The organism is Actinacidiphila paucisporea (genome assembly GCF_900142575.1).
GTDB lineage: Bacteria > Actinomycetota > Actinomycetes > Streptomycetales > Streptomycetaceae > Actinacidiphila > Actinacidiphila paucisporea.
Genome location: NZ_FRBI01000022.1, coordinates 56,493 through 75,725 on the forward strand (window position 1 = coordinate 56,493; position 19,233 = coordinate 75,725).

Below are 19,233 nucleotides of genomic sequence, written 5' to 3' on the forward strand. Positions count from 1 at the left end.
CGTGCCGGCACTACCCTCCACTCCACGCGGCGGCTCGGCCGGTCGTGGCGTCACCTGGTTCACCGCGCAGTCGAGGAGTTCTATGACCCGGGGAGTCGGCGCCCGTGCCGCCGCCGTGGGGGCGGACTGGGTGGAAGGGCCGCTCAAGGGCAACCACCACTACTCGTTCGCCGTACGGCTGGACCGTGGGTCACCGCTGGCCGGCGACGTCACCTGGCTCAAGCTGCGTGAGCCGCGGCCCGGGGTCTTCTGGTACGACATGCGGTTCTTCCCGTCGGAGGACCTGCTGCTGCAGCGGTTGCAGGGCCGGCTGCCGCATGTGCCGCGGGTGATGCGCCACCGGGTGGCCGGCGACACGCTGACCTTCGCGGAGTTCATCGAGGGCGTCACCCTCGACCGGCTGCCCGCGGCCGCCGAGCGGGTGCCCGAGCGCGTCCTCGGGCAACTGGAGGAGCTGTTCGCCGCACTGGCCGCGATCGACCCGGAGCCGCTGCTCGCGGAGGGGCGGTCCTCCTGCGACTGCGCGGACGGTGCGGGCGGCGCGGGCGGTGTGGGCGGCGCGGAGGACGCGGGCGGCGCCGGTGACCGCGCGTCGGTCGGCTTCCTGCGCGAGCTGCTGCACTTCGCCGTCGGCCACATCTACCTGCCCCACCGGCCGCGGCTGGGCGGCCTGTTCGAGGACCTCGGCGTGAGCGACGAGACGGTGACCGGCCTGCCGCACCGGGTGCCGCCCCTCACGCCCCGCGCACCCCGCCTGCTGCACGGCGACCTGCACCGCAAGAACCTGGTGGTCGACCGCAGGGGCGCGCTGTGGGCCATCGACTGGGAGCTGGCGCTGATCGGCGACCCGCTCTACGACCTGGCCACGCATCTGCATCTGATGGACTACCGGGCCGACCAGGAGGGTGACGTGATCCGCCGCTGGCGCCGGGCCGTCGGTGCGGACGCGGCCCGCGGGCTGGAGGCGGACCTGCCGCACTACCGCGCCTTCAAACGCGTCCAGTCGGTCTGCACCGACGTGATCCGCGGTGCCGCCCGCCTCGCCGAGCACCCGGACGGCGCTCCGCTGAGGCGGGTGGCGGCCGTCGTGCACCGGGCGCTGGTGGCGGCGCGGGAGCCGCTGGGGATGGAGAAGGTGCCGCCGGTGGTGGCGGTGGAGGCGGCGTTCGAGGCATGGCTGGCTTCCCACAGATCAGAGATCCTTAACGATTCACGGCACGAGATTTAACTGGACCTACCGCAATCGGCCGGGCGAGACTCGCCCCATGACCCCGGACCTGTACGTACCGCTCGTCACCCCCTTCACCGCCGCGGGCGGCATCGCCCACGACGCGCTCGAAGCGCTCGCCGAGGAGGTCCTGGCGGACGGGGCGCGGGGACTGGTGGCGCTCGGGACGACCGGGGAGCCGGGGAGCCTGGACGACGAGGAGCGGGACCGGGTCGTCGAGGTGGTCGGGCGGGTCTGCCGGCGGGCCGGGGCGCGGTTCGTGGTCGGGGTGGGGGACGGGCGGCGCGGGCTCGGACGGTGGAAGACGGCGCCCGACGCGGCCCTGGCGACCGTGCCGGCCTTCACCCGTCCGGGTGAAGCCGGGGTCGTCGCGCACTTCACCGCGCTGGCTGCGCGCAGCGGCGTACCGCTGCTCGTCTACCACGTCCCCGCCCGCACCGGCCAGCAGCTCACCGCCCGCGCGCTGCGGGAGCTGGCCGCGATCCCCGGGGTGACCGGGGTGAAGTACGCGGTCGGCGGCATCGACGCCGAGACCGTCGACCTGCTCGGCGACCGCCCGGCCGGCTTCGACGTGCTCGCCGGCGACGACGTCTTCGCGCCCGCGCTGCTCGCCCTCGGCGCGACCGGCGCCGTCACCGCCTCCGCGCATCTGGACACCGCCGCGTGGGCCGAGCTGGCCGCCACCGGCGACCGGGCGCTCGGCCACCGCCTCGCCGCCCGGGCCGCCGCGCTCTTCCGGGAGCCGAACCCGACGGTGATCAAGGCCGCCCTGCACGCGCAGGGCCGCATCCCGACCCCCGACGTACGGCTGCCGCTGCTGCCCGCGGGCCCGCGGGCGCTGGCGGGCGTACGTCTCGGCACCTGAAACCATTCGCCGCCCGCCCGCCGCTGCGGTGATACTCGAACGGGCGGGCACACCCAGCGCCGCGGACGGGCGCCAGCAGATCGGAGAGAGACCGCATGAGGATCGGAATCGTCGGAGCGACCGGGCAGGTCGGCGGAGTCGTACGCAAGGTGCTGGCCGAGCGCGCCTTCCCGGTGAAGGAGCTGCGGCTCTTCGCCTCGGCGCGGTCCGCGGGCCGCACGCTGCCGTGGGACGGCGGCGAGGTCATCGTGGAGGACGCGGGTACCGCCGACTACACCGGCCTCGACATCGTGATCTTCTCGGCCGGCGGCGCCACCAGCCGCGCCCTCGCGGAGAAGGTCGCCGCCCAGGGCGCCGTCGTGATCGACAACTCCTCCGCCTGGCGCCGCGACCCCGACGTCCCGCTGGTCGTCTCCGAGGTCAATCCGCACGCCCTGGCCGACCGCCCCAAGGGCATCGTCGCCAACCCGAACTGCACCACGATGGCCGCGATGCCGGTGCTCAAGCCGCTGCACCAGGAAGCCGGCCTGGTGGCGCTGGTCGCCACCACCTACCAGGCCGTCTCCGGTTCCGGCCTGTCCGGCGTGGCCGAGCTGCACGGCCAGGCCCGCGAGGTCGTCGGCGACGCCGACCGCCTCACCTTCGACGGCGACGCGGTCACCTTCCCCGAGCCCGCCGTCTATGCCCGGCCCATCGCCTTCAACGTCGTCCCGCTCGCCGGGTCCCTGGTCGACGACGGCAGCTTCGAGACCGACGAGGAGCAGAAGCTGCGGCACGAGTCCCGCAAGATCCTGGAGATCCCCGACCTCAAGGTGTCCGGCACCTGCGTCCGGGTGCCGGTCTTCGCCGGCCACTCCCTCCAGGTCAACGCGAGGTTCGCCCGCGAGATCAGCGTCGAGCGGGCGCGGGAGCTGCTCGCGCAGGCGCCGGGGGTCGAGCTGTCGGAGATCCCCACCCCGCTCCAGGCCGCCGGCCGCGACCCCTCCTACGTCGGCCGCATCCGCCGCGACGAGACCGTCGAGCACGGCCTGGCGCTCTTCCTGTCCAACGACAACCTCCGCAAGGGCGCCGCGCTGAACGCCGTCCAGATCGCCGAGCTGGTCGCCGCCGGACTCTAAGCGCTGTCCCGCAGGAGGCGGAAGGCCGTGAGGGCGGTCTTGGACTGCAGGTCGACCTGGGTCGGGACGGGGAGCCAGGTGAGGCCGTGGCTCGCGGCCAGTTCGTCCGCCCAGCGGGAGAGCCGGCGCGAGGCGGCGACGCGCAGGCGCGCCGCCCCGAGCAGGGCGGAGGTCCCGAGGAGCTGGAGCAGGGCGCCCGCGGCCCGCAGCGACATGCGGCGGGCCGCGATGTCCAGCGCGGCCACGTGCGCGCAGGACAGCCGCACGGGCGACGGATACAGCCCTTCCCACTCCTCGGCGACCCGCGGGCCCATCGCGACGAGCCCGTCGGCGACGCGCAGCAGTCGTGCCTCGTCGGCCCCGAGGTGCGGCACCGTCTGCCGCACCTCGGAGAGCAGGGCGCGGTTCAGCCGGGACTGGTGCCGCAGCAGGACCGCGAGGTCGGCGAGGGCGCGGGCGGGGTCGGGGTGGGGGCTGGAGTCGCAGACGCCGGGGCTGGTCCACATCGGCACCTCGAACAGCGCGGTCATCCCGCCGTAGGCGTGCGGCCGTATCCACGTGGACCGGCTGACGTCCTCGGGCAGGCTGTCGAACTGGGCGCGTTCGCCGGGGCTCGGCATGAGGTAGACGCCGGGGCCGGAGGAGCGCCAGTAGAGGGCGTCGTACGTGCCGGTCTGCACGGGCACGTCCCGCTCGGCGGAGAGCTTGCCCAGGCGCTCGGCGAGCCCGGGCAGGTCCCGGGTGAGCTGGACCCAGCTGCCGCCGATGTCGTTGCCGTGCAACGAGCACTGGAGCACCGGGCGCAGCTCGTCGATGAGCCCGATCAGCGTCTGCGACTCCGGGAGCTGGTCGTCGGCCGGGCGGATCGAGGGCGCCCATTCCGGCTGCTCGTCGGCCGGCGGCCGGAAGGCGTGGCGGAAGTGCTCGGCGGGGGTGCGGCGGACGGCGGGCCCTGCTTCGCTGCGGGCGGTGCCGTCGGGGTCGAGGCAGAGCAGGAAGTGCCAGGCCGCCCCGGAGCCGACGTGCAGGCGCGGGTCGAGCGCGACGCGTTCGGCGATCCGCAACGCGCTCGCGGCGCCGACCCGTTCGTCGGAGTGCGGCCCCGCGACGACCAGGACGTTGCGCACCCGGGGCCGGTCGAGGCCGACGGTGAGCAGATGCAGCGGGCGGCCCTCCCGCGACCGGCCGGCCACCCGCAGGGTGCACAGTCCCGGCCGGAACCGGACCAACGCGGAGGCCGCTGCGACGACCCCCGCGACGCCCGGATACGCATCGACCGTGGAATGGCTCACGTCCCGTTGGAGTTGCTGTCGCCGGTGGTTTCCTTCTTGTCCAGCTGCCTGATGACGATGGTGCTCGCCATGCCGAGTCCCCTCTCTGTCCAAGTCGGTTGCAACGCAGGGGAGTTGACTTCCCACCCCGGGTAACTCCCGTGCCTTGTCAGAGTCCGGCGGCACGGCGACAGTGTCAAGGAGGGTGACGGGGAAGGGGGTGGCCCGGATGGCGGCAGGGGCGACGGAGGCGGAAATCGGGGGAGCGGACGCGGAGTTGCGGCGGCCGCGGATCAAACCGGAGCACCGGGCGTACCGCACGGTGGACGGCAATGTCAGGATCGGCAGCGTCATCTACGGCATCGGCGCGGAGATCATCGACCCGGACGGCTGGATCTGGACGCTCACCCAGCTGATGGACGGCACCCGCAGCGGGTCGCGGATCGCCGCCGAGGTCGCGGCGCTGCACCCGGCGGCGGTGCGGCCGGAGACGGTCGAGGCGGCCATCGGCGAGCTGCGGCAGGCCGGTTACGTGGAGGACGCGGCGGCTCCGCTGCCGCCGGGTCTGGCCGAACGCGACCGGTTGCGGCACACCCGCGGGGTGGCGCTGCTGCGCTGGATGGACCTCAGCCCGCGTGCCAGCCCCTGGCACGCGCAGCTGCGATTACGCCGGGCCCGCGTGCTGGTGCTCGGCGTCGGCGGTACGGGTGGGGCCGCCGCGCAGATCCTCACCGCCGCGGGGGTCGGGCGGCTGCACGTGGTGGACCCCGACACCGTCGAACTGTCCAACCTCAACCGCCAGTTGCTCTACGGTGAGGCCGACATCGGGAACCCCAAGGCGGACGCGGCGGTGGCCGCGCTGCGCGGCCTGAACTCCGACGCGGCCGTGACCGGCGAGCGCCGGGAGATCCGCGGCCAGGACGCGCTGGCCGCGCTGATCGCCGAAGGCCCCCCGTACGACGTGCTGGTGCTGGGCGCGGACCGCCCGCCGGAGATCCGCCGCTGGGCGAACCGGGTCTGCCTGGCCGCGAATCTCCCCTGGGTGGAGGGCGGTTACCGCGGCCCGCTGGTCACCGCGGGTGTGCACGTCCCCGGTTGCGGCCCCTGCTGGGAGTGCCAGCGCGCCGGCGAGTCCGAGCGCCGCGACCTGCGCCTGCCCCCTGGCCAGGACGAGACCGCCGCCTCCCCCCGGATGCCCTGGAATCCGGCGAGCGCGGTCACCGCGACCCTGTCGGGCACCCTCGTCGCCCACGCCGCCCTGGCCCTGCTGACCGGCGTCCCGCCGATGCGCCCCGGCTTCCGCTACGGCATCAACCTGATGTCGCTGGGCGACCCCGTCCTGCAACGCCACCCCCGCCGCCCCGGCTGCCCGGCCTGCGGCGACCCCGCCGCGTGAGCGCGGGGGTCAAGGCAGCCGGTCCTGCAACGCCACCCGCGTGAGCGCGGGGGTCAAGGCAGCCGGTCCACGGCCGCGAGCACCGTCCTGGCCTGGAGTTCGACCTGGTCGAAGACCGGCACCCAGCGGGCGTCGAGCGTCGTGACCAGCTCGCGCGCGCCCGCGTCGAGGCGGCGTTCGAGCCGGCCGCTCAGGCGGCCGGGTTCCGCGGCCGGGTCCGGATCGCCGAGGGGCTGCTCGTCCAGCAGCCGCAGCAGCATTCCGGCGGCGCGCAGCGGGATGCGGCGGGAGGCGATGTCGAGGGCGGCGACGTGCGCCACCGTCAGCGGCACCGGCGGGTCCGCCGCGAGAGTGTCGTAGTCCGCGGCGAGCGCGGCGAAGGCGCCGACCGCGTGCTCCACCCCGCGCAGCAGCAGCGCGGTGCTGCCGGCCGGCGGCCCCGCGGAGCCGATGACCGGCAGGGCCCGGTCCAGGGTCGCGGTGAGGGCGGCGCCGTCCTTGCGGAGCCTGGCGGCCATCACGGCGACCGCGTGCGACGGTTCGGGGTGCGGGGTGGGGTCGGCGACCCGGCGGGTGGCCCACATGGGGACCTCGACCAGTGCGGTGAGCCCGCCGTGCCGGTGCGGGCGCGTCCAGGTCGAGCCGTTGACGTTCTCCGGCTCGCTGGCGAAACGGTCCCGGTGGCCGCCGGGCGGCAGCACGTACACCCCGGGCCCCGAGCCCTGCCAGAACAGCGCGTCGTAGGTGCCGACCTGCACGGGGATGTCGAGTTCCGCGGCGAACTTCCCGAACGGCTCGGCCAGGCCCGGGATGTCGGCGGTCAGCTGCACCCAGCTGCCGCCGACGTCCGTACCGTGCAGGGTGCACTGCAGGATCGGCCGCAGCTCGTCGATGACGGCCAGCAGCGCGTAGGTCTCGGGGAGTTCGTCGCCCGCGGCGCGGAAGGAGCCCGCCCACTCGGGCTGTTCGCTGACCGCCGGGCGGTAGGTGTGCCGGAAGTGGACGGCGGGCGGCCGCGGCCCGGCCGGGCCCGTCTCGTTGAGCACGGTGCCGTCCGGGTCGAGGCACAGCAGGAAGTCCCACGTCAGGTCGGCGTCGGCCATCCGGTCGCGGTCGGCGACCGCCTGCTCGGCCAGCCACAGCACGGTGCCGCCGCCGGCCTGCTCGTCCGGGTGCGGACCGGCGACCACCAGCACGTGCCGCCTGCCGTGCCCGACCGACAGCAGCCACAGCGGCCGCCCGGTCCTGGACTCCCCGGCCAGCCGCATCCGGCACAGGTCCGGGTGCCGCGCGCTGAGCAGGCGGGCCGCCGCCGCGACACCGGACACGGTCGGATACGCGTCTGGCCCGCGCATGGCGGCTCCTCCTCGGCTGGGCGGCTGCTGGCTGCTCGACTGCTCAACACTGCGGGGTGGTGCCGTTCCGATTCCGTTTCCGCGCACGGGAGTTGACGGTGCGCCCTCGCGGGGACCGCGAGCGCGCCCTGCTCAGACTCTGCGGGTCACTGCCGGGTGTCAAGGGCGCCCCGGCCCGCCCCGGCCGCCCGGGACCGCGCGATGTCGGGCCCGCGGTACATCCGCTCGGGGATGCGCGCGAGCGTCGACTCGTGGACCCGCGGGCCGAGTCCGTACAGCTGCTGGAAGCTCATGATCAGCGGACGCCAGCGGTCCGGATCGATGCGGTCGGTGCTGCCCGGCAGCCGGATGGCGTCGTGCACCAGCACGCGCTGGACGCGCACCTCGAAGACGATGATGCCGCCGCGCTGCTCGGGGTCGTCCTCGGCCAGCGGGTGCGTCGCCTCCACGACGGCCTCCATCGCCACCGGGCACTGCGCGGCGCGCGGCGGCCGCACCGTCTGCGACGCCACCGGCGTGAGCCCGGCCCGCCCGAACTTGTCGCCCTCGTGGCGGTAACCGCGCTCCGCCTTCCCCGCGGGCACCGGATCGCGCCCGGTGGTCAGCGCCAGCCGGTCCACCGCCGCGGCCAGCCCGTCGTCGGGCAGGTTCAGCACGCACTCGCGGTCCCGCAGCAGATTGCGCGCCGTCTGCGACCGCGCCCCCAGCCCGAGCATGCACCGCCAGCCGAGCCAGAAGGCCGACGACATCGGCGCGAGATTCGCCGTCACGCCGTCCTCGTCGAGGGTCGAGAGCAGCACGACGGGCGTGCCGAAGTAGAGGATGCCGGGCTCGATACGGGTGTGGTCGACCGTGATGGTGTCGTGTGAGGTCATGCCTCCACCCTGCCCCGCGGGCCGGCCCGCGGCTGGCGGTTTTCGGACGGCGTGATCATCCGTTCGCTACGCCCATGCCGGCGTCCAGCTGCCGGCGGCGGACACGGCGTGGCGCCCCGAACGCAGATGGTCGCGCAGGACCGCCAATGCCGGGTGCGGATTGCCGCGGTGCCACAGCAGCGAGTGCGGGTAGACCGGCGCCGGATCCCGTACGGCGATACGCCGCAGGCCGTGGTCGGCCGGCCACACCAGGCGGGTCTGCTCGCCGACGAAGGTCGCCAGCGACCCGGACCCTGCGAGGGTGTCGAGCAGCGGCTCGGTGCCGAAGTCGGGGCCGGTGACCTCGATGGTGAGTCCGAAGGCGGCCGCCAGGTCGTCGTAGTAGGCGGCCCACTCCGTACCCGCGACGATCCCCGGCATCCAGATCCGCTGCCCGGCGAGCTGGGCGGGGGTGACCGCGCGGGCGGCGGCCAGCGGGTGGCCGGGGCCGGTCAGGAGCTGGAGGGGTTCGTCGAAGGCCCGGACCGCCCTGATGTCGTCCGGGAGCTGCCGGCCCGGCATGGTGACGGCCCGGAAGGACGCGTCGATCGTGCCCGACCGGATGGCGTCGACGGCCGCGTCCGCGTCGAAGAGCGTGACGACGTCGAGTTCCACCTCCGGGTGGGCCTTGCGGAAGTCGCCCAGCAGGCCGGCCGGGGCCAGCCGCCGCCCGATCACGTCGACCCGCAGCGCTCGGCGCCCCGGTCGCACCGACCCGACCGCCCGCGCCGCGGACCGCAGCAGGTCACGGGCGTGCGGCAGGAACGCCTGCCCGTCGACGGTGAGCCTCGCCCCCCGGGCGGTACGGGTGAACAGCCGCACGCCCAGCGCCTTCTCCAGTGCGGCGATGCGCTTGGAGACCGCCTGCTGGGTCACCGACAGCTCGGCGGCCGCGTCCTGGAAGCGGCCCGCCTCCGCGGCGGCCACGAAGGTGCGCACGGCTTCGAGATCCACGCCGGCAGCGTATCCGCCTGCCCGCACAACCGCCGGTTGTGGCCCGGCGGCCGATCGGTTGCTTGCTCGCCGCGTACGCCAGTCGGTTGGATGCCGGAGGTCGGTCGACGGGGAGAGCGGTGGGTATGGCGGGCAGGCGGGCGCTGGGGCGGCGGTTCGGATGGCTGTGGGCGGCCTACGCGGTCAGCGCGTACGGCACGGGGTTCGGCTTCGGCGCCTTCCCGCTGATCGCGGTCCTGGTGCTGCACTCCGGGCCCGCCCAGGTCGCGGCGCTGGCCGCCGCGGGACGGGCGGTGGGGGCGCTGCTGGCCGTACCCCTGGGCCCATGGGTGGAATTCCGCCGCAAACGGCCGGTCATGGTGGCGACGGACCTCACCCGCTGCGCGGCACTGGCCACCGTCCCCGCCGCCTACGCCCTCGGGCTCCTCACCTTCGCCCAGCTCCTCGCCGTCTCCGTCGTCGTCGCGGCCTGCGACATCGCCTTCAAGGCGGCCAGCGGCGCCCACCTCAAGGCGCTCGTCGCGCCGGCGGACCTGCTCGTCGCGAACAGCAGGTTCGAGTCCACGACCTGGACCGCGACCGTCGTCGGCCCGCCGCTGGGCGGCGCCGCGATCGGGCTGCTCGGCCCGGTCACCACGATCGCCGCCGACGCGGCCAGCTACCTGCTCTCCGCGCTGGGCATCCGCGCCATCGGCGGCACCGAGCCGCGCCCCGCCAGGGCCGCGGCCACCCGGCTGCGGGCGGCCGACCTCCTCGACGGATGGCGCCACATCCTCGGCCACCCGGTGCTGCGCCCCCTCTTCTTCAACGTCGTCGCCGTCAACGGCCTGATCATGGCCGCCGAGCCGCTGCTCGCCGTCCTCCTCCTCGGCCACCTCGGCTTCGCGCCCTGGCAGTACGGCCTCGCCTTCGCGGCCCCCTGCGTCGGCGGCCTCCTCGGCTCCCGCCTCGCCCACCGCCTCGTCGCCCGCCACGGCCCCGCCAAGGTCCTGCGCACCGCCGGAACGCTCCGCGCCGTCTGGCCCCTCGGCCTCGCCTTCGCCATGCCGGGCGTGCCGGGCATCGCGCTGATCATCACCGTCCAACTCGGCCTGGTGACCTGCATCGGCGTCTTCAACCCGGTCCTGGCCACCTACCGCCTCACCCACACGGCACCCTCGCGGGTGGCCCGCACCCTGTCGGCGTGGTCCGTCAGCACCAGCGCGGGCATCGCCGTCGCGACGGCCCTCTGGGGAGTGCTCGGCGCCCTCACGACCCCCCGCACCGCCATCGCCCTGTCCGGCGCACTCCTCCTGACCACCCCCTTCCTCCTCCCCCGCCCCACCACCCCCACCCCCTCACCCCCGCCCGCACACCTGAGCCCCGAAGAGGACCTGTCACCCACCTCCCCGCGCTCCTGAGGGGGGCCGACGCGGGCCGTAAGGGAGCGCGACCGGCGGGCGGGCTGCGGGCCCGACCGGGTGCGCCGTAGTGTCGCGGGCGTCCGCACCGACACCCGGCCGTAGGCGGCGAAGTCCCCGATGGTGAGCCCGGCCCCTCCGCTCCACCCACCCCGCCAGGGCCGAGTTCGCGGGTACGTCGTGGTGTCGGGCCTGCCGGGCAGCGGGAAGAGCACGCTTGCCCGCGGCTTGGCCGCGCGGCTCGGGCTGGCGGTGATCGACAAGGACGTGCTCCTGGAGTCGCTGTACGACTCCCTCGGCGTCCGGCCCGAGCCCTGGCGCCACCGCCTCAGCCGGGCGGCCGACGACCTCCTCTACGCGCAGGCCGCGCTGGCACCCGGCGCGGTGCTGGACAACTGGTGGCACCCGGACACCGCCCCAGCCCCGCTGCACCGCCTCCGCGGGCCGCACGGCCGGTTGGTGCAGGTCCACTGCGACTGCGACGTCGCCGTGGCCGCCGCCCGCTTCCAGGCCCGCCGCCGCCACCCGGGGCATCTCGACCCGGTGCACACCCCTGAGCAGGTCGCGGAACGCGTCGCCGCCGTACGGGCGTCGTACCGCGGGCCCCTCGACCTCGACGTCCCCCTGCTGCGGGTGGACACCGGCGGCGGTGGCGCCCCGGTGGACGTCGAGGCGCTCGCCGCCCGGGTGGGCGGCCTGCTCGGGGCAGGCGTTCGGCCAGAGAGTCCTCCCGCGCCCTGACGACGGGGGTGAGGCGGCGTACGGCTCTCCTGTGCGGTCGCTCGTCGGGAGCGGGCTATTTTGGTGGCCCGCGGCGGAAGAGGAAACCGGACCGATGGACGACGAAGCGGTGCTGGCCCGGCGTTTCGAGGAGCAGCGGCCGCGCCTGCGGTCGGTCGCCTACCGCATGCTCGGGTCGGCCGCCGAGGCGGACGACGCGGTGCAGGAGGCGTGGCTGCGGCTGAGTCGTAGCGACGTCGGCGGGATCGAGAGCCTGCCCGCGTGGCTGACGACCGTGGTGGCCCGGCTGTGCCTGAGCGCGCTCAGGACCCGCGGCACCCGCGGTGAGGTCCCGCTGGACGGGGCGCTGCCGGAAGCCGGCGAGGAGGCCGGCGCCGACCCCGAACGGGAGGCGGTGCTCGCCGAGTCGGTGGGCCTGGCGATGCTGGTGGTGCTCGACACCCTCGCCCCCGCCGAGCGGGTCGCCTTCGTGCTGCACGACATGTTCGCGGTGCCCTTCGACGAGATCGCGCGGATGACCGAGCGCACCCCGGCGGCCGCCCGCCAGCTCGCCAGCCGCGCCCGGCGCCGGGTCAGGGGCGCCTCCCCCGCCCCGGACGACGCCGAGCGCGACGAGCAGCGCCGCCTGGTGGCGGCCTTCCTCGCCGCCTCGCGCGACGGCGACCTCGACGCTCTGGTCGCGGTCCTCGACCCGGACGTCGTCCTGCACGCCGACCGCGCGGCCGGCCCCACCCCGGAGTCCGTCGACGTCCGCGGCCGCCTGCGGGTGGCGCACGGTGCGTCGGCCGCCGCGGCCCGCGTCGCCTTCACCGAACCGGCGCTGGTCGACGGCTCGGTCGGCCTGGTCATGGCCCCCGCGGGCCGGCTCCGCCTGGTGCTGGCGTTCACCTTCGCCGACGGCGTGATCAGCGGCATCGACGTCGTCGCCGACCCGGAGCGGCTGCGCGGCGTACGGATCGAGGTGCTGTAGGCGCGGGCACGGAAATCGGTTGCGGGTGCCGGGAGCGGTGGCGACCATTCCCGGATGACCATGGACGCTTCGCAGGGCGGCGACGGCCGCGCGGGCATCGACGCGGCACTGGTGCGGCGGCTGATCGCGGCTCAGTTCCCGCAGTGGCGTGACCTGCCGATACGGCCCGTCCCGGTCGACGGGTGGGACAACCGCACCTACCGGCTGGGCGACGACATGACCGTACGGCTGCCCACCGCGGCCGGCTACGTGCCCGCGGTGGAGAAGGAGAACACCTGGCTGCCGCGGCTCGCCCCGCACCTGCCGGTCCCCGTACCGCCGGTGCTGGCCCTGGGCAGACCGGGCGAGGGCTACCCCCACCCGTGGTCGGTACGCGGCTGGCTCGACGGCGAGACCGCGACGGCGCCCGACCGCATCGCCGACCTCAGCGCCTTCGCGGTCGACCTCGGCCGCTTCGTCCTGGCCCTCCAGGCCGTGGACCCCGCGGGCGGCCCCGGAGCCGGCGCCCACAGCTTCCACCGCGGCACGCCGCCCGCCTACTACGACGCCGAGACCCGCGCGGCGCTGGCCGCGGTCGGCGACCTGGTCGACACGGAGAGGGCCGCGGCGGTCTGGGACGCGGCCCTCTCCGCCGACTTCGCCGGGCCCCCGGTCTGGTTCCACGGCGACCTGGCCGGCGGCAACCTCCTGGTCAGCGGCGGCCGCCTCTGCGCGGTCCTCGACTTCGGCACCTCGGGCACCGGCGACCCCGCCTGCGACCTCGTCATCGCCTGGACCCTCTTCTCCGCCGACAGCCGCGCCGCCTTCCGCCGCACGGTCGGCCAGAACCCGGCCACCTGGGCGAGGGCCCGCGGCTGGGCCCTGTGGAAGGCCCTGATCAGCGTCGTCCGGTTCCGCACCGCGAACCCGCCCCTGGCAGCGGAACACGCCCGCGTGATCGGCGAAGTGCTGGACGACGCGGCGCAGCGGTAGGCCCGCCACAAGGTTCGCGACTCCCGAGCCCGTCACCGCGCCCCGGACGGAGTGGCGAGCACATCCCCCAACTCCGTGCGCCGGTAGCGCACTTCGTATCCGTGCCGGCTCGCCACCACGAGCCCCGTGTCCCGCAGCACGGTCAGGTGCTGCGACACGGTGGCCGGCGCGAGCCCGTACCGGTGGGCGAGCCACCCCGTGGCGGCGGGTTCGGTGAGGCCGGTCAGCAGCCGGGCCCGGGTGCGTCCGATGAGCCGGGCCAGCGCCCCGCCGTCACCACCCGCCCCCGCCTGCCACAGGTTGCCGACGCCCCGCGCCGGATAGATCAGCGTCGGCTGCCAGGGCGGGTCGAGCACGATCACCACCTGGTCCCACTTGAAGGCGCTCGGCATGAGCACCAGCCCTTCCCCGGACAGGTCGCGGTGGTCCGCGCCGCCGTGCTCCCGGGTGAGGACGCCGTCGTGCCAGCGCACCGACGGGTGCAGTTCGGCGAAGAGCCGGTCGAGGCCGCCCTCGGCCAGCCGCCGCGCCTGGAAGGCGATGTCCGCTTCGAGCAGCGACCTGGTCCGCGCCCAGTACGGCTCGACCAGCGCTTCCCACGCGGCGGCGACCAGGTCGGCGAGCAGCCGGACGACGTCAGCGGGATCGCCGTCGAGCAGTAGCCGGCCGGTGGCGCCGCGGGCGGCGCCCGGGGTGTCCGCGAGGGAGCGGGCGATCTCGGCGCGGGCCTGCGAGGGCGGCGTCGTGGCGATGCGCGCGAGGTCGTCGGAGAAGGAGTCGACCGGGCGGTCGGGGGGCGGGGAGAGGAAGTCGGGGGTGTAGCCGCGGCGGGGCTGGAGCAGGGTGAGCGGCCGCAGGTCGAGCCCGCGCGCGGCCTCGCCGACGTCGGCGAGCCAGCGCCGGTGGTGGCCGGGCGGCTGCGGGCCGGTCGCGACACGGACGGCGGCGAGCGTCTCGAAGGCCGGGGAGTAGGCGAAACGGCAGCGCAGCAGGTCGGCGGCGCCGAAGCGGAGGGTGGTGATGGCGGGACCTCCTGGGCGGGGACGTCCGGATCGGGCGGTGAGGTGGCCGGAGGTGGCGGCGGGCGGCAGGGGCGGCGGCGCGGACGGGCGCGGCGGATTTACCGTACACGTACTGATTCGGCGAGGACCGAATCAGTGGTGCGCTCCGCGGGCGTCCTCGCACGATGGCGGGGTCCCCGGAGGACCGGCGGGCATCGGATGAGCACAGCCAGGAGTGTGGACGCCATGACCGCAGCAGCACCGAGGACCGCGGCCGCCCCCGGGGCGGACTGGGAGCGCCGCAACGTCGCTCTGTGGGCGGCCGTCGAGGACTTCGCCGAGGAGGATTTCCGCGCGGCGATCGACGCCCAGGCCGGCGAGCTGCCGGAAGGCGACGGCACCGCCCTTTTCGAGCGGGCCGCCGCCTGGGACTCCACCGGCCACTCCGACCTCGCGGTCCCGCTCTACCAGGCGGCCCTCGACGCGGGCGTGCCCGGCGAGCGCCGGCGCCGCGCGGTCATCCAGATGGCCAGCTCGCTGCGCAACCTCGGCCGCCCCGAGGAGAGCGTGGCCCTGCTGACGGCGGAGCGGGAGCAGGGCCATGACCACCTGGACGACGCCGTGGCCGCCGTGCTGGCCCTCGCCCTCACCGATGTCGGCCGCGCCCGCGAGGCCGTGTCGGTGGCGGTCGGGGCGCTGGCCCCGCATCTGCCGCGCTACCAGCGGTCGATGGCCAACTACGCCCGCCTGATCGCCGAGCCGGGCCAGGAACAGTCTCCGTCGTCGTAGGGAAAGCGTTGCGCGGCCGGGGTCGGTGCCGGTCGCCGCGAAGCTGTGAAGCGCTCCGGCGGCCGAGTGCGGTCGCCGGAGCGGTTACGTTTGCCACCAGCAAGCGCCTGCTTGCAAAAGTTAGCGCAGTGGTGCACGCTCGTACGTATGGCGTCACTGAAGGTCGGCAACGTCGGCGAATATCTGCGCGAGCAGCGGCGAAGCGCTCAGTTGAGCCTGCGGCAACTGGCGGAGGCGGCCGGTGTGTCGAATCCGTATCTGAGCCAGATCGAGCGCGGGCTGCGGAAGCCTAGTGCCGAGATCCTGCAGCAGCTCGCCAAGGCGCTGCGGATCTCCGCCGAGACGTTGTACGTGCAGGCGGGGATGCTCGACGCGCGGGAGCGGGATGAGCTGGAGGTGCCGGCGGCGATTTTGACGGACCCGTCGATCAACGAGCGGCAGAAGCAGGTGCTGATCCAGATCTACGAGTCCTTCCGCAAGGAGAACGCCGCCGCGGGGGAATCGCGGGCGGCGGAGGACGTGGCAAAGGAACAAGTAGAGGCGGGCCTCCCCGAGGGGCCCGCCGCCGTACGGGAGGAAACCGGAAAATGACGATCACCGACGACATCGTGAAGAGCCTGCGCAACCCGACCCCGCTGTACGCGGTCGCCGGCACCGCGGACCTGGCCGCCGAGAAGCTGCGCGAGGTCCCGGCGCTGATCGAAAAGCTCAAGGAGCAGGCGCCCGAGCACTTCGAGCGGATCAGGACCACCGACCCCAAGGTCGTGCAGGGCAGGGTCACCGCGGGCGCGAAGGACGCGCAGGCGAAGCTGACGGAGACCTACCGCGAGATCGACCTCAAGGCCTTCAAGGAGATGCCCGACTTCAAGAAGCTGGGCGAGTCCGTGCAGGACCTGGCGCTGCAGAGCGTCGGCCGGGCCACCGGCTACGCGGTGAAGGCCCGCGAGACGTACGACGAGCTGGCCGTGCGCGGCAAGGGCGCCTTCGCGAGCTGGCGCGGCGAGGGCGGCGCCAAGCCCGGCGCGATCACCGCGGGCGGGACCAAGCCCGCCGCGGCCCCCAAGGCGCCGGAGCGCAAGCCCGCCGCCAAGAAGGCCGACAAGCCGGCCGAGTAGTCGTGTGAGCCGTACACGCGGACAACGGGGCCGGGCACGGATCGCGCGCCCGGCCCGTTGTACGCGTGCGACCGGTACGGTGGCACCCGGACGTCAGCTGACGTACGGCGGGCGGTAAGCGGATGGCAAAGGCGGGTGGACGGCGTGCTGGTCACACAGTTCTTCGGAGTGGTCGCCCTGATCTCCTGGGCGCTCTTCCTCTTCGCGGCCTTCGCGTTCGTCGACGCGGCCGTGCGCCGCGAGGACGCGTACCGAGCGGCGAACAAGAACAAGAAGAGCTTCTGGCTGATCATCCTCGGCATCGCCGCCGTGGTGATGAAGCTGTTCCCGATCCTGTCGTTCCTGCCGGTGATCGGCCTGGTCGCCGTGATCGTCTACATGGTGGACGTACGGCCCGCGGTCCGCGAGGTCAGCGGCGGCCGAGGTGGCGGCGCGGTGCGCAGGCTGCGCGGGCGCAGCCGCGCCAGCAGTAGCGACGGGCCCTACGGTCCGTACAACGGCCGCCGGTAAGCCCGACGTACGGCCCATCCGTACGGCTACGGCTACGGCTGCAGGCCGGTGCGCTCCAGCAGCACGACCGCCACGTCGTCCGTCAGCTCGCCGCCGTTCAGCTCGCGCACCTCGGTGACGGCGGCGTCCAGCAGCGCGTCACCGTGCAGGCCCGCGGCCAGCAGCCGGGAGACCAGCCGGACCATGCCGTCCTGTTCGAGGCGCTGCGTGCCCTTGCCGACCCGGCCCTCGATCAGGCCGTCGGTGTAGAGCATCAGCCGCCACTCGCCGTCGAGCGCCACCGGTACCCGCTGCCATTCGACGAGCGCGTCGGGCAGCAGCCCGAGCGCCGGGCCGCCGTCCTCGTGCGGCAGCAGCCGCGGGACCCGGCCGGGTCCTGCCAGCAGGGGCGCCGGGTGGCCCGCCAGGTAGAGGCCGGCGCTGTGCCCGTCGGGGGCGATGTCGAGCGCGCAGAGCGTCGCGAAGATCTCGTCGTCGGCCCGTTCGTTCACCAGCACCTGCTGGAGCGTCCGCAGCAGCGCCTCGCCGCCGAGGCCGGCGAAGGTCAGCGCCCGCCAGGCGATCCGCAGTTCCACGCCGAGGGCCGCCGCGTCCGGGCCGTGGCCGCAGACGTCGCCGATCATGGCGTGCACGACCCCGTCCGAGGTGCGGACGGTGTCGTAGAAGTCGCCGCCGAGCAGCGCGCGGCTGCGGCCGGGGCGGTAGTGGGCGGCGAAGCGCAGGTCCGCGCCCTCCAGCAGCGGGGTGGGCAGCAGGCCGCGTTCGAGCCGGCGGTTCTCCTGGGCGAGCAGCCGGGTCTCGGTGAGCTTGCGCAGGGCGAGGTCGGCGCGCTTGCGCTCGACGGCGTAGCGCACCGCCCGGGTGACGGCGGCGGCGTCGACGTCGCCGCGGGCCAGGTGGTCCTGGGCCCCGACCCGTACGGCCTCCGCCGCGCTGCCGTCGTCGGCGCCGTCGGTCAGCACCAGCACCGCGGTGTAGGGGGCGACCCGCAGCACATGCCGGACGCCTTCGAGGACGTCGGGCAGGTCGAGCAGGATGCAGTGCACGTCGTCGGTGAGCAGCCGGCCGGCGGCGGTGAGGTTGCCGGCCCGCAGGACACGGATACGGGGGCCGCTGCCGTCCTGGAACCAGGGGGCGGTGAAGACGCCCGTCGGGTCGTCGCCGACGACCAGCAGGGTCAGGGCGGGCGGTCCGTCGGCCGTGTCCTGGCGCTGGCGCGGGAGGCTCGGCGCAGGCGTGCCCGCGGTCTCGGGCGCCGCGGCGGCGGAAGGCTCCGCCCCCGGATCGGTGGCCGAGGGCCGTTCGGTGCCGCGCTTGGCAGCGGACATCAAGCGACTCCTTTCCGGTCCCCTGAACGTTTCGAGGTCGTTCCTTTGCCTTGCTGTGCCACCCCTGGTCTCAGGTGACCCTAGTGGCTCAACCGGACGTCACGGGAGGGCGGCAGGGAAACCGTCAGTGTCATATGCGGAGGCCAGGACGGGATTTCGCCCCCGATGTGGTGATCCGCACATGACGCACATCACGCTCCCCTCCTGCAACCGTGCGGGGTTTCCTACCCTTTTGCGGAACCGGGGCGGGGGTTGCGGCGGGGGCCGGGCGCTGAGCAGCCGGGAGCGGGTCGGACGCCGGGGCCGGAAGCCGGTCGGGAGCGGGTCGGGAGTCGGCGCCGGGAGCGGGCCGGCGGTCGGCGCGGGGACGCGCGCCGCCGGAGAGCCCGCCGGGGGTCAGCGCGGCGCCAGCGCCTCCCACGCCACCGTGACCTCCCCCTGCCGCCACCGCGCCGGCCCGTCCACCACCGGCCAGCCGCCCACCCGCAGCGTGCGTACCGCCGCGATCCAGCGCTGCCGCGCGCCCAGCGCCGACAGCGGCGCCGCCGCGGCCCATGCCCGGTCGAAGGCGGTGAGGAAGGCGTGCACCCCTTCGCCCGGCACATTGCGGTGGATCAGCGCCTTCGGCAGCCGCTCGGCCAGGTCGGAGGGCCGGTGCAGGGAGCCGAGCCGGGTCGCGAAGGTGACCGTACGGGGGCCTTCGGGGCCGAGTGCGACCCAGACGTGCCGCCGCCCGATCTCGTCGCAGGTCCCCTCGACCAGCAGCCCGTCGGGCGCGAGCCTGGCGGTCAGCCGCTGCCACACCGCGGGGACCTCGTCCTCGGCGTACTGCCGCAGCACGTTGGCCGCCCTGATCAGTACGGGCCGCCGCCCGCCGGGCAGCGGCACCTCGAAGCCGCCGCGCACGAAGCGCAGACCGTCGCGCGTATAGGGGAGGGCGGCGGTCACCCGGTCCTGGTCGATCTCGACGCCGACGACCTCCGCGTCGGGGCGTACCCGGCGCAGCCGCGCGAGCAGCTCGACCGCGGTCCAGGGCGCAGCGCCGTAACCGAGGTCGACCGCGAGGGGGTCGTCGGTCCGCCGCAGGTGCCCGCCGTGCGCGGCCGCGATCCAGCGGTCCATCCGGCGCAGCCGGTTCGGGTTCGTCGTCCCCCTGGTCACGACTCCGACCGCCCGCTCACCGCCCATAGGGCGAGGGTAACCGGACCCGGTTCGCGGCTTTCGCGCAGCGCCCGGGCGCCGCACTGTCAAGCGATTTCATCACGCTTCGGCAAAGCCGGAAATGGAACCCGCTCCTCCGGTGTTC

Annotated in this window: 19 protein-coding genes; 12 read left to right on the forward strand and 7 right to left on the reverse strand. The window is 74.9% G+C overall.

All coding sequences use genetic code 11. From position 1 onward, the window contains the following. The first annotated feature begins 82 nt into the window (after positions 1–82). The 3 genes from BUE44_RS26700 (at position 83) to BUE44_RS26710 (ending at position 3,211) form a co-directional block, all read left to right on the forward strand. A complete protein-coding gene (locus BUE44_RS26700; protein ID WP_073501552.1) occupies positions 83–1,228 on the forward strand; it encodes a phosphotransferase in 1,146 nt (381 codons plus the stop codon). Between the two features lie 37 nt (positions 1,229–1,265). Then, positions 1,266–2,093, forward strand: a complete 828-nt coding sequence (locus BUE44_RS26705; RefSeq protein ID WP_073501553.1) for a dihydrodipicolinate synthase family protein — start codon at positions 1,266–1,268, stop codon at positions 2,091–2,093. 95 nt (positions 2,094–2,188) lie between these two features. Beyond that, positions 2,189–3,211: an aspartate-semialdehyde dehydrogenase gene (locus BUE44_RS26710; RefSeq protein WP_073501554.1), complete on the forward strand. Its 1,023-nt coding sequence runs from the start codon at positions 2,189–2,191 to the stop codon at positions 3,209–3,211. On the opposite strand, the gene BUE44_RS26715 is transcribed toward BUE44_RS26710, so the two are convergent. Then, positions 3,208–4,503: a M14 family zinc carboxypeptidase gene (locus BUE44_RS26715; protein ID WP_073501555.1), complete on the reverse strand. Its 1,296-nt coding sequence runs from the start codon at positions 4,501–4,503 to the stop codon at positions 3,208–3,210. The genes BUE44_RS26710 and BUE44_RS26715 overlap by 4 nt on opposite strands. A 208-nt stretch (positions 4,504–4,711) precedes the next feature. Here BUE44_RS26715 and BUE44_RS26720 point away from each other — a divergent pair, with 208 nt between their 5' ends. Next, positions 4,712–5,878 (forward strand): ThiF family adenylyltransferase, encoded by a 1,167-nt coding sequence (locus tag BUE44_RS26720; RefSeq protein ID WP_200804531.1) that lies wholly within the window; start codon positions 4,712–4,714, stop codon positions 5,876–5,878. Between the two features lie 53 nt (positions 5,879–5,931). On the opposite strand, the gene BUE44_RS26725 is transcribed toward BUE44_RS26720, so the two are convergent. The 3 genes from BUE44_RS26725 to BUE44_RS26735 all read right to left on the reverse strand — a co-directional run bounded on the left by BUE44_RS26725 (position 5,932) and on the right by BUE44_RS26735 (position 9,101). Continuing rightward, the gene (locus BUE44_RS26725; RefSeq protein ID WP_073501556.1) at positions 5,932–7,233 is read right to left on the reverse strand and encodes a M14 family zinc carboxypeptidase; all 1,302 of its coding nucleotides are present in this window, start codon (positions 7,231–7,233) and stop codon (positions 5,932–5,934) included. Positions 7,234–7,379: 146 nt separating this feature from the next. Next, complete coding sequence (locus tag BUE44_RS26730; protein WP_073501557.1) at positions 7,380–8,108, reverse strand: flavin reductase family protein; 729 nt, start codon at positions 8,106–8,108, stop codon at positions 7,380–7,382. Between the two features lie 66 nt (positions 8,109–8,174). Next, positions 8,175–9,101: a LysR family transcriptional regulator gene (locus BUE44_RS26735; RefSeq protein ID WP_073501558.1), complete on the reverse strand. Its 927-nt coding sequence runs from the start codon at positions 9,099–9,101 to the stop codon at positions 8,175–8,177. A gap of 125 nt (positions 9,102–9,226) precedes the next feature. Here BUE44_RS26735 and BUE44_RS26740 point away from each other — a divergent pair, with 125 nt between their 5' ends. The 4 genes from BUE44_RS26740 to BUE44_RS26755 all read left to right on the forward strand — a co-directional run bounded on the left by BUE44_RS26740 (position 9,227) and on the right by BUE44_RS26755 (position 13,184). Continuing rightward, complete coding sequence (locus BUE44_RS26740; protein WP_079190110.1) at positions 9,227–10,501, forward strand: MFS transporter; 1,275 nt, start codon at positions 9,227–9,229, stop codon at positions 10,499–10,501. A 120-nt stretch (positions 10,502–10,621) separates the two neighbouring features. Continuing rightward, the gene (locus BUE44_RS26745; RefSeq protein ID WP_079190111.1) at positions 10,622–11,242 is read left to right on the forward strand and encodes an AAA family ATPase; all 621 of its coding nucleotides are present in this window, start codon (positions 10,622–10,624) and stop codon (positions 11,240–11,242) included. Positions 11,243–11,336: 94 nt separating this feature from the next. Beyond that, complete coding sequence (locus BUE44_RS26750) at positions 11,337–12,212, forward strand: sigma-70 family RNA polymerase sigma factor (protein WP_073501560.1); 876 nt, start codon at positions 11,337–11,339, stop codon at positions 12,210–12,212. Positions 12,213–12,272: 60 nt separating this feature from the next. Continuing rightward, positions 12,273–13,184, forward strand: coding sequence for an aminoglycoside phosphotransferase family protein (locus tag BUE44_RS26755; protein ID WP_073501618.1), 912 nt, complete (start codon positions 12,273–12,275; stop codon positions 13,182–13,184). Positions 13,185–13,216: 32 nt separating this feature from the next. On the opposite strand, the gene BUE44_RS26760 is transcribed toward BUE44_RS26755, so the two are convergent. Next, a complete protein-coding gene (locus BUE44_RS26760) occupies positions 13,217–14,323 on the reverse strand; it encodes an ArsR/SmtB family transcription factor (RefSeq protein WP_322940712.1) in 1,107 nt (368 codons plus the stop codon). Between the two features lie 108 nt (positions 14,324–14,431). On the opposite strand from BUE44_RS26760, the gene BUE44_RS26765 reads away from it, so the two are divergent. From BUE44_RS26765 to BUE44_RS26780, 4 genes are all read left to right on the forward strand, one after another. After that, on the forward strand, positions 14,432–14,974 hold the full coding sequence (locus BUE44_RS26765) for a tetratricopeptide repeat protein (RefSeq protein WP_073501562.1): 543 nt from the start codon (positions 14,432–14,434) through the stop codon (positions 14,972–14,974). A 147-nt stretch (positions 14,975–15,121) separates the two neighbouring features. Beyond that, positions 15,122–15,565, forward strand: coding sequence for a helix-turn-helix domain-containing protein (locus tag BUE44_RS26770; protein ID WP_073501563.1), 444 nt, complete (start codon positions 15,122–15,124; stop codon positions 15,563–15,565). After that, positions 15,562–16,089, forward strand: coding sequence for a hypothetical protein (locus tag BUE44_RS26775; RefSeq protein WP_073501564.1), 528 nt, complete (start codon positions 15,562–15,564; stop codon positions 16,087–16,089). The genes BUE44_RS26770 and BUE44_RS26775 overlap by 4 nt, the downstream gene beginning before the upstream one ends. Positions 16,090–16,233: 144 nt before the next feature. Beyond that, a complete protein-coding gene (locus tag BUE44_RS26780) occupies positions 16,234–16,599 on the forward strand; it encodes a DUF2516 family protein (protein ID WP_073501619.1) in 366 nt (121 codons plus the stop codon). Positions 16,600–16,631: 32 nt separating this feature from the next. Here BUE44_RS26780 and BUE44_RS26785 read toward each other — a convergent pair whose 3' ends face one another. Both BUE44_RS26785 and BUE44_RS26790 read right to left on the reverse strand, forming a co-directional pair. Further along, entirely contained in the window at positions 16,632–17,927 is a 1,296-nt protein-coding gene (locus tag BUE44_RS26785) for a PP2C family protein-serine/threonine phosphatase (RefSeq protein WP_073501565.1), read from the reverse strand. 396 nt (positions 17,928–18,323) lie between these two features. Then, the gene (locus BUE44_RS26790) at positions 18,324–19,115 is read right to left on the reverse strand and encodes an SAM-dependent methyltransferase (protein WP_073501566.1); all 792 of its coding nucleotides are present in this window, start codon (positions 19,113–19,115) and stop codon (positions 18,324–18,326) included. Between the last annotated feature and the right edge of the window lie 118 nt (positions 19,116–19,233).